The organism is Gluconacetobacter tumulicola (genome assembly GCF_014174215.1).
GTDB classification, from domain to species: domain Bacteria; phylum Pseudomonadota; class Alphaproteobacteria; order Acetobacterales; family Acetobacteraceae; genus Gluconacetobacter; species Gluconacetobacter tumulicola.
Genome location: NZ_JABEQL010000050.1, coordinates 1 through 10,071, shown reverse-complemented (window position 1 = coordinate 10,071; position 10,071 = coordinate 1). Strand labels below are relative to the sequence as shown.

The following is a 10,071-nucleotide window of genomic DNA, read 5'->3' as shown; positions in this document are numbered from 1 at the left end:
GACAGAGCTTTCGACATGACCGCCGGCCTCCCATCCGGCCATCATGTTGAATCACAAATACGCCCGCTTGGGTACCCCAAAAAATTCACTCAGGTCGAATTCCGCTCTAAACACGAGGGCATTTACCTGAAGGTGCTATGCCAACGAACGGGAGGCAAAAGCTGGTATTTCCTTCCGGTCGGTTCGCCCGCTATAATTGGACACGTTTGCATCAGGCATTGGGTTATCGCTTCCGATGAATGTCTGGACAGCAAGCTGCGGCGCAGAAGTGACGCCTGTAAGGATATGGATGAAGCAGGTGCTTCGCCCACCTTTCCACAGGCTCAGCAATAGCGGATTGTTCTGGCGGTCGCTTGAACTGAAGGAAGGATCAACCGGGCAGATCTCACCAGCTTAAAAGTGGCATCCATTGGGTTTCACAGCGGAATTCACTATAGTCAATAACAGATTCGATTTCAAAGTGAGAGAAGTATAATGCAGCCTATAAATTTTGTCGTAGTTGCATATAAGGGTGAGATTGACCTACTTGAGGCCCAAGCTTTTTCTATAAAAAATTTTATTCAACCAGATCAAATTAAATCATACACTATCATAATAAATAAGGACTATGATTTTTGTCTTTGAATGGTGGAGGATATTGTAGATTCCATACTTTTTGACATTAAAGACAAGGTAAAAATTGTTCCAATAGATGATCTTACTGCATTTGATGCGCCGTCATACACTTTACAGCAGGTCGCAAAATTACTAATTGCCCGAAATTTTTCGGATGATAGTTTTTATGTTTGTTTGGACTCGAAGAATTTCTTTGTCCGCCCGTTAGAAGCGAACGATTTTTTTCGGAATGGAAAACCGACTGCAAAGATAGAACCTTTGAGCGGGGGTATACATCTTGAGTTAAATGCAAATTATTCGAATATGTTTTCGATTCCTCCTCTTAAGGAGGGAGATCTAGTAATGGGAATAATGACTCCGTTTATAATTCATTCTGGAATTGCCCGCAGTCTGGTTCGCAGTGTAGAGGAGAGATATGGAAAAAATTTCTCCGAAATATTTTGTCGGGATAGTGTGCAGTCGGAATTTATGCTGTACTCTACTTACCTTAGATATAAGGGGATTGACCCCACGGAATTTTACGCCGACTGGAATAATTTGAATATTACGATGTGGTTTATGAATTATTCGTCCAATCCAGACGTGGCGGCCTGGATGAAATGGGCCAAAGGTCTTGATCCGGCAGTGATGGCAATTCACAGAACAATTATTGGCACGCTAGATGAGCAACAATATTTAGACTACGCCGTATTTATGTCTTCACTAGGATTGAGACCGGTGAAACGTTTGTATTTTGAGTCTTGATATAATCATCAGCACGTCCTCGGCAGCAGCGCTGCGGAGTTGGCGTGATCTTGGCGGGATCGTTTTGCCCGAGATGGAGACCCATTGCCACTGGGGGACGTCGGGTGGTCTGCACCATGGCGGACGCAGATACCTTTCTGGGGGGGGGGGGGGGTATGAAGAAGGCGCTGGCGAAGCGGCTGCTCAATGCCGAGTCGGGCTACCATCTGGACGGTGGGGCCTGAGGCGACTCGACGAACTGCCGCTAGGGCTGCAGCCAGAAAACCGTGCGGATGGATACCGGCCCGGTGACGCGGGACATTCCGCGTCACTGAGCCGGCACGTTCGATTCGTGGTTGATCGCCCGCTACCGGCGGCGCTTCGCGAACTGCGACGAGCGGATCATCTCGATGTATGCCCGCGGGATCGGTGTGGGCTCACGCAGGAAATGCCTGACAGGCATTCTTTGATGCCGATAGCCTGTTCCTGTACGAAACGTGCTTTGCTTCGGCCCTGACCGAACCGTCCTTCGAAGGTGGAATATGCGAATTGGACGAGGTTTTGCACGGTCGGCCCGCCAGTGCCAGAAGTTCCGACATCTGCGCGACTCAGCGTTCGATTGTCTCGGTTGGCCCGTAGAGCAGGGGACCCATTCAGCTTCGCTTATTCAGTGCTGGGGGGAAGGGCAATCTGTGTAGCGAACCAGATCATCCCTACACAGCACGATCTCTCGTCGCCAATCAGGTCAGCAGCTACGGGGGTGGACCGCACCTGACAAGGCATATTATACGTGCCTCCCGACAACGGGGGGCGATCAGCAACCATAAGAAGCGGTCTGCGTAACAAATCTAGGCGATATTCGTAAACCCCTCCGAACAAAAGGAAGCCCTTTTTATGCCCACTATTGCGGTAATAGGGAATTGCCAAGCGCAGGCAATTGAAGCGATCATAGCGATGCATACCGATTGTAAAATTCTGGGGTTGCCACCGGTCTTTGAAATGAGTGATGCCGATAAGGATCGGACGCTAGACATCCTTGGTAAGGTGGATGTTATATTCGCCCAGAGGGTTAGTGCAGACTACAATCCTCCTTTTCTAAGGGCGGCCAGCCTTCGTAGCATGTTCCCAAATGTGCTGATATGGCCGAATATCTATCACGCAGGCTATTCCCCTGATATTGAATATTTGTATCTTGGCGGAATTGGAAAAGTTGTCGGCCCGCTTGGCGATTATCACATGAAAACCGTCAGGACCGCTTATCTGAGGGGTGCCAGCGTTGCCGAGTGCCTCTCCTGTTACAGCGTTGAGAATTTTACATCTATTTTCCCTAATCCTATCGAGGCGTCCCTCGCTGAATTGCGGCGCCGTGAAAAAGATGTCGATATAAAGATTTCGGACTGTATCGAAGAATATGGGAAAGGAAGAAAGTTATTTTATACACCTAATCATCCTGTCAATGTCTTATTATTTGAAATGGTTCGGAGAATGTTGCGTGGGATTGGGCTGAATTTTGACAATCCACCAAGTCATCCCTACACACTTTCAAAAGTAAACGTGCCGGTGTATTCGGCCGTCCGCAGGCATTACGGCCTCGATAATCTCGCTGAGGGAAGTTTTGTCGGTATCGATAGATTGGATTATACAAACTCACCTGACACCTCGTCTACAAGGGTGTATGAGGACCTGGAGGATCTGGTGAACGTTTTCTACAGGTTTTATGACACTGTTCCGGGTTTTAGGGAATTGCAGGCTTGACTTCTATTTTCTCAATGGAAAGTCAGGAGCTTGATTCTATTCTATCGGTCTCAGCGGTGATGTGGTGGAATGGCTTGTATCGCAATGTTGCATGTGTGAGATTGAAGAGCTAATCACCATACGGACGCGTTTTTTTGTCGTTCAGAGATGACTTAATTGTCCCGGGAGTTGGCCGTGTCGGAAATAATGATGGATCAGACGTCACCAGGACCCGCGGAGGTGGTCGTCTCCATCGAGAGCGCGTTTCGAGGCGTAATTTATGGCAGGATCGCCGGCGTCGTACAGTTCGGCCTCGAATTGTCTGCAAATGGTCTCAGCCTCGGCCTTGTTTCAATCACCCGAGTTGCAGCTAATGGTGAGTCATTTTTCAGATTAAAAATGCCCACAGATATGCTGCTTGAGGCTCCGGTTACAATCCGCGGTCGATTTGTCGGCCTTGATTGTGAGATTTCCAGCAGCCTGATATTGCGCACTCAGGAAGAAGTTGCGCAAGCTCTCACTGTTGCCGATGGTCACGTTTCAGTAACCGCGGGTTTTTTGGTCGGCGCGTTAACGAATATCAATCCAGATGCGTTGCCGCTGACAATTTGTGCGTCTATGCGCGGGCGTGTGATCGCTCGAACGAAGCTCAACGCTGAGCCGAATCGAAAATACGATATCGACAATACCGAAAATCGCCTCATTGAGGCGATGCCTTTCAAATTGGGTTTGCCTTTAGATGTCTTGGATGATCGGGGCGCGATCATATCGGTTGGTATTGAGGGATCAGCCACTCAATTGACAGGCGCTCCCGTCTTTATATCCATTGCATTCGGCGAGGAATTCGCACGACGTTTAATGTTGGTGGAAGAACAGCTGGAAGCTGTAACGGCAAAGGTTAATAGCGAGCAAAACTCGATTGTTTCAGGCCTTATCGATCAATACTTGCGCGTCATAGTTCCGCGCGTGGATGCGATTGTGGGTTTGCAGCGCACGGCACTTGAGCGTCAAATGATGGCGCTGTGGCGGGCAATGCCAGTTAACCATTTTGAGGCGATCGCCCCGGCTTACGAACGGCAAGCCCACTTCCGGAGCGGGATGCCTTTTATCGGCTATGGCTGGACTGAAACCAATCGGGTTCGGTGGTTTGGTCGTCAGGCATTTGTGGCCTTTGAAATTAGCCCCGAAGAAGACGTCATATTTTTAGTGGAAGGAGTTGGGGCTGCATCTCCCAAAGCGGTGGAAGACTGCCTTTTCTCTGTCGAAAACAAAAATCTCGAGATGGCGCGGTTTCAGGATAGTGCAGATGGATCGTGGAGCGCGGTAGGCTTGGTGCCGCGCCAGTTCATCACATCTGACGGCCTCCTTTCTCTGCGTATACGCTCCGAGGTTGACCAATTGACCAAAGAAGGAAAACCTTCTAACGGACTATCATTAGGGGTTGAAAATATAAGTGTTTTTTCCACGAGTATAGTCCGTGAATGGTATACATCTAACAATGATTTGACGTATTGCTTGGCCGGTTTCCATCACCTTGAGAAGGCAGCAAGTGGAGAGCCGTTCCGTTGGATGAGCGGTGATGGAGTCGTCAGCGTTCCAATGGAAACTGAGCGCGGCAAGATTATTATATATGGGCCGATGATTTACTCGGAACGCGCCGAAAGAACTTTCAGCGTTACTTGTGTTAATGGCAATATCAAGTCTACTGAATTTACGCGCGATGGTCAGGCTTGGAGTGCCGCAGTGCATTTGGAGGGCGTTGAAGGGCGGGTTGTTCTGTTGAGACTGACTGCTCAGTCCTCTGTCCCTGAGGGAGGTGACCTGAGATCTTTAAGCATCGCCTTGGGGGGCATCGAGTTTATCACTGATGGAGATGTTTAAGGTGGAATATTGGTTCTCCATAAAGCCCGCCGGACATCATTGATGATGCACGCGCTTGTCGTATCACCAATCCCCTCGAATCCCGTCAATCAAGGGAATTCTGCACGGATATCCCGGATTTGTGAGTTACTTCAATATCACGGATATTACGTGCATTTCGTATATTATGGTATGGAGGGGATCCATCCAGACCAAAGGAAGGCGATGGAAGACAGGTGGGATAGTTTCCACTTCGTTTCTCCCAATATATCAAAGGCGCAGACCCGCTTTGATGGGTATGGCATCGACGATTATTGCGGCGATGAATTGCCTGAATATATAAAACAGCTGCAGTCCATATGGCAATTTGATATTGCCATAATAAATTATGTGTGGATGTCGCGTGTTGCGGATGGAATATTGCCGGAGACATATAGTGTCATAGACACTCATGATTTATTTGGCGGCCGTCACGAGGTTTTGCAAGAGCAGGGCGTGGCGCCAGCTTGGTTTTTCTGTTCGCCTGAAGAAGAGGCTAGAGGTCTGTCCCGCGCAGACAGTGTCATTGCGATTCAAGACGTCGAAGCGGCGGTTCTCTCTGAACGTTTTTCGGGCCGCATCTTTACGGTCGGGCACATTCTTCCCCAAAATTTCTTGCCGGTTCGCAAGATATCGAGAAAAATAAGAGTCGGCTATATTGCCAGTGACAACCCCAGTAATCGCATATCACTGGAGGTCTTTCTCAAGTGCCTCGCTGACCGCCCTAGCATCGCGAACAATTTCGAGTTTCATATTGCTGGTAATATCAGCAATCGGATTCGCCCCGATCTGCCAGGTTTCCACCTGCGAGGTTTCATTAAAGAAGCCTCCGACTTCTATCGCGATGTTGATATTATAATGAATATCAACATCAGTGGGACGGGGCTGAAGATTAAGACTGTGGAAGCGCTTTCGTTTGGCTTGCCTTTGATTACTACAAGGGACGGCATGTGTGGAATTCCCAGCCGATACCATTTTCATCTTTGTGCCGACATGACTGCTCTTCTCGACTGTCTTGCCGAAGTGTCGACGGAGCGATCTCTTGCCAATTTGAGAGATGCCTCACGAGAAGTATTCAATAACTATATAAGAAAACAACTTAGTGGTTTCCGTGGCTTACTTGATGCCGCCTCCAGTCGCAACTTGGAAACGTGTTGAGTCCGATGAGTAAAGAGCCACTAGTCTTATTTTCGCCACTCCCCCCGACTCGTAACGGCATTGCCGATTATTGCGATTGTTTGATGGCACCATTGGCCAAGCACTATGATCTCTTTGCTGTAGTGGCAAATGATGCGACGCTTCCTAATACAACGGATTATCAGCCGTTAAAGCTGGCAGAATATGAGCATCGTCGTGCAGCTTTTCAGTCATGCGCCCATATTTATCAGATCGGTAACAACCTCGACCATCCTTACATGCTGCCAACATTATCACGGGTACCTGGTCTGGTAACAATCCATGATATGGGGCTTCAACATATGCTAGGGCTTGCGCTGCCAGGCGGCCCCGCCGGCAGCCTCTATAGCGATCTGATGTTCGATGCCTATGGTAGCGCAGGAAAGCTTATTGCAGAGGACGTAACGAAATGGGGGTGGCAATCACCGATCGTCCATAGTGAACTCGGGTTTGTACCGGCGTTCGTGCGACGCTCCCGTGGCATTGTTACACATTCATTGACTGGAATGTTACGTGTTGCCGCTGCCGGATATGATCGGCCGATATATCATCTTCCACATCCCTATCAGGATCGTGTCGATCCGATGGCGGAAGATCGTGAGACGGCCCGCCGAAGGGCGCGCGTACGTCTGGACCTCCCATCAGACAAGATAATTTTGCTTTCTCTTGGCTTTGTAACCAGACACAAGCGCGTCGATCTGACGCTCGAGGCGCTAAGCGTTCTCGTCTCGGAAGGCCGGCCAGTAGTACTCGTCGTTGCGGGGCAGGTGTCTCCCGACGACTTTGATCTGCATTTTCACGTTAGGCGGCTTGGTCTTGAGGCCCACGTAATCGCGCGTGGCTACGTGCCCGATAACTTGCTGATGGAGTATCTAGCGGCCTGTGATATTTTGGTGAATTTGCGCTATCCGACATTGGGCGAGTCTTCCGGTTCTCTTGCCAATGGCTTGGGTATGGGATGCTGTATTGTCGTCACGGACATTGGGACATTTAGCGAGTTGCCCGACACCTGCGCTGTTAAAGTGGCTGTCAATGAAATGACAAGAGAAGGGCTGCTCGATAAAATTGTTCCGATCGTGTGCTCTTCGGAACGGCGCAAACGTCTGGAGGTTAATGCTCGAAAATTTGCGGCTCAGCAGCTAAGACTTTCGACCTTTATTGACGGGTATCTTCTGGCTATTGATAAGACCTTTTCCAAGAATGCCAAGACACCTCCTGTATGCGCACCTGTACACCGTGTTCGTCGATTGCCCAAAACAGCCCGGCGAAAGGTTGAAGCGACCGCTTCTCGTCTATCAAGAGAAGCAACAACGGGGCACAACCTATGGTGGCGGTCGCTCATGCTTCCGCTTCCACATCCCGGCGACAATCTGGGCATAATCGGGGGCGGAGAATTTGAAGTGTCGCTCGTCAAGGCCAGTTTTGATTGGGAGAATGTCTATTTACACGACGAACGAAATGAAAAGTACCGATATTATAATGCCCTACTTGTGCTTTTGGGCGGCAGAGAATTCACGCTGAAATATCCTGACATTCTTAAGACTATCGCAAAAATTCTGCCCTTTGGAGCGATTTTGCTCTTGAACATAATAGACGAGGATCAATCTCGTGAGGACGAGGCACCAAGACCTTTCGACGTGTCTGAGCTTCTAGAACAATATGGATTCAAGACTCTTGATATGGAAAATTTATCGCCGGAAATATTAGAGGGTGCCTACAAGGGGCGGCAGCCTCTCCAATATTCGATTCTGGCAATAAAAGCGTCAAATATAATAAGTCCCCCCGGTTCGCCGTATCATGAAATTTACGAGTGAGAGCAGCCACGATGATGTCGCGTGATAATCGCTTTATCACAATTAGTTGGTGGGAGCTTGTCACTTATCTCCCTCTTCTGCTAAAAAATTGCGGGGTTTGCTTAGAGATTGATCAGCTCGTTAGCGCGTTTTATTCTGATTCGGCGCTTGGGCTCAATGAGCCACAGACGAGGCTTGCCTCAACTCTAAACCATCTCAATTGGCTACATGATCAGCAGCTTACAGTTCATGCGCCGCGTTCCGCTGTCGCTGGTCTGGAAGGATTCCTTGCCGAACGGGACGTCGAGGAAATATACGATATCGATCCATTTTGTGCTTCCGACGCCTGCCAGACCCGTCGTCATGATGGCCGATCCCTGGAGTATTTTCTCAGTGGGCTAAGGCATGTGAACTTGATCGTTCTTGGAGAAATGTCGGCAACTCCTTCTGTCCTTAAGTCTGCAGAAGCATCCCTTTTGCGCGACAAGCCCGTGATCGTTCTTCGCGCATCGTCCAATTATAACGCATTAATTCCGGCTTTAGATTTCCTCCAAAATGAAGTCGGCTATTCGTTTTTGCTCAGTGAGCAAGGGGATGGCAGTTCGGAACGCTTCGATTGTGAGCGGGTTGCAATTGGTTATCTGGACCCATATTGGATTGGTCCGTTCTTTCAGCGAATACTATCTTCGATTCCATTATCAGCGCCAAATCTTATGCAATCTAATCTCCGGCCGTTTTCTGGCAGGCTTGGCGCGGCATGGCCGGAAAAATGGACGATCGACGCGTTTAATATCACCGGCACTCAAAATATCGGGAGTGTCGAGCAATCGGAGGGCTTTTCTTGGCGGTGGTCTGTGGGAAGCGCCAACAGCAAAATCTATGTGGGGGTGCCGGCTAAATCCAAGTATGAAGTTACGCTAAGAGTAGGATTTTATGCCTCTGATGCCGTGCGCATCAGGGAGATCTATGTAAATGGGGATAGGGCTGAGTTTTCGTCTAATGACGACGGAAGATCGATTGTCTTTAATACATTTTCCATCCGTCATCTTCTTATTGAGGTCGTTTGTCCAACGGTTACCGCGAGCGCCAATGATCCACGAAGCCTAGGTTATGCTTTGCATTCCATAGAAATACGTCGTGTCAAAAATTAGCCAGGTCTGGAATTCATCTGGCTGAAAGTAGAGTCTTGGGTGAATGTATTGATCTGCCTCCGACAAACTGGATCGTTTTTGGTTAGAGTTTTCCGTGCGTCTTTTCTCTGGCTGAAAGGAGCGGAAAGCGATGAAGGCATCGAAATTTTCGGATGCACAGAAGGCGTTCATTCTGAAGCAAGGGGCTGACGGCATACCCATGGCGGAGATTTGTCGGAAGGCTGGAATCAGCCAGGCGACATACTTCAACTGGAAGAAGAAATATGACGGTCTGCTGCCGACGGAGATGCGGCGACTGAAGCTGCTTGAGAATGAAAATACCAAGTTGCGCAAGCTGGTGGCGGATCTGTCGCTGGATCGGGAGATGCTGCAGGAGGTGATCCGCCGAAAAATCTGAGGCCTGCTCGCAAGCGCAAGCTGGTCGACGCGGTGCGTGGGCGCTGGGACATCCTCGATCCGGCGTGCCTGCCGGGTTCTGGAAGTCGATCCGTCCACCTACCATTACAGTAACCGGCCGCTCATGGCCGCCTTATGATCGGATTGGGTGATTGGTAAGTTCACGTCGTTAACGACGTCGTTATTGACGTTGTTTGGGAGGTGAGGATGCGGCAGGAGATTCTGGTGGGCGCGGAGCGCCGCCGCCGCTGGTCTGCCGAACAGAAGCTACGGATTCTCGCGGAAGTTGGGGTAGGCGGCGCGACGGTGTCGGATGTGGCCCGTCGTTACGACATCACGCGGCAGCATCTCTACCAATGGCGGAGCTGGCTGCGTCGGCATCCTTCTGGCATTGATGATGGGATCCGTTTTCTTCCAGTGGAGCGCGTGGACGACCAGGACGTCCAATCGGGGTTTTCTGGTGCGATGGGTGATGACCGGGTGGACATCCTGCTGCGCAATGGCCGGTCGATCGGCGTTACGGGCGATCCCCCAGACGCCTTGCTGGCGCGGATCATCCGGATCGCGGAGATGGCATGATCGGC

The 10,071-nt window shown here is 49.9% G+C and carries 8 protein-coding genes and 2 pseudogenes; all 10 read left to right on the top strand.

Going from position 1 to position 10,071, the window contains the following annotated elements; translation table 11 throughout:
* Positions 1-333, top strand: a 333-nt coding sequence (locus HLH29_RS19495) for a hypothetical protein (RefSeq protein WP_220791603.1), incomplete at its 5' end; no start/stop codon positions are given.
* Between the two features lie 291 nt (positions 334-624).
* Positions 625-1,359, top strand: coding sequence for a DUF6492 family protein (locus tag HLH29_RS18975; protein ID WP_182968935.1), 735 nt, complete (start codon positions 625-627; stop codon positions 1,357-1,359).
* A gap of 44 nt (positions 1,360-1,403) precedes the next feature.
* Positions 1,404-1,772 (top strand): annotated as a pseudogene (locus HLH29_RS20105) (transposase); the annotation flags it as partial.
* Between the two features lie 460 nt (positions 1,773-2,232).
* Positions 2,233-3,093: a WcbI family polysaccharide biosynthesis putative acetyltransferase gene (locus HLH29_RS18965; RefSeq protein ID WP_182968934.1), complete on the top strand. Its 861-nt coding sequence runs from the start codon at positions 2,233-2,235 to the stop codon at positions 3,091-3,093.
* Positions 3,094-3,312: 219 nt separating this feature from the next.
* Positions 3,313-4,953 carry a hypothetical protein gene (locus HLH29_RS18960; protein WP_182968933.1) on the top strand — a complete coding sequence of 547 codons (1,641 nt, stop codon included), beginning with the start codon at positions 3,313-3,315 and terminating at the stop codon, positions 4,951-4,953.
* Between the two features lie 42 nt (positions 4,954-4,995).
* Positions 4,996-6,129: a glycosyltransferase gene (locus HLH29_RS18955; protein ID WP_182968932.1), complete on the top strand. Its 1,134-nt coding sequence runs from the start codon at positions 4,996-4,998 to the stop codon at positions 6,127-6,129.
* Positions 6,130-6,134: 5 nt separating this feature from the next.
* A complete protein-coding gene (locus HLH29_RS18950) occupies positions 6,135-7,961 on the top strand; it encodes a glycosyltransferase family 4 protein (protein WP_182968931.1) in 1,827 nt (608 codons plus the stop codon).
* Between the two features lie 11 nt (positions 7,962-7,972).
* Entirely contained in the window at positions 7,973-9,091 is a 1,119-nt protein-coding gene (locus tag HLH29_RS18945) for a hypothetical protein (protein ID WP_182968930.1), read from the top strand.
* Positions 9,092-9,221: 130 nt separating this feature from the next.
* A pseudogene (locus tag HLH29_RS18940) lies at positions 9,222-9,623 on the top strand (transposase); the annotation flags it as partial.
* A gap of 71 nt (positions 9,624-9,694) precedes the next feature.
* Positions 9,695-10,066 carry an IS66-like element accessory protein TnpA gene (tnpA, locus tag HLH29_RS18935; protein ID WP_182968929.1) on the top strand — a complete coding sequence of 124 codons (372 nt, stop codon included), beginning with the start codon at positions 9,695-9,697 and terminating at the stop codon, positions 10,064-10,066.
* The last annotated feature ends 5 nt before the right edge of the window (positions 10,067-10,071 follow it).

Excerpts from the sequence above, each read along its gene's own strand:
- HLH29_RS18955 (WP_182968932.1), top strand. The coding sequence starts at position 4,996 with ATGATGCACGCGCTTGTCGTATCACCAATCCCCTCGAATCCCGTCAAT.
- HLH29_RS18965 (WP_182968934.1), top strand. The coding sequence starts at position 2,233 with ATGCCCACTATTGCGGTAATAGGGAATTGCCAAGCGCAGGCAATTGAA.
- HLH29_RS18945 (WP_182968930.1), top strand. The coding sequence starts at position 7,973 with ATGATGTCGCGTGATAATCGCTTTATCACAATTAGTTGGTGGGAGCTT.
- HLH29_RS18950 (WP_182968931.1), top strand. The coding sequence starts at position 6,135 with ATGAGTAAAGAGCCACTAGTCTTATTTTCGCCACTCCCCCCGACTCGT.
- tnpA (WP_182968929.1), top strand. The coding sequence starts at position 9,695 with ATGCGGCAGGAGATTCTGGTGGGCGCGGAGCGCCGCCGCCGCTGGTCT.
- HLH29_RS18975 (WP_182968935.1), top strand. The coding sequence starts at position 625 with ATGGTGGAGGATATTGTAGATTCCATACTTTTTGACATTAAAGACAAG.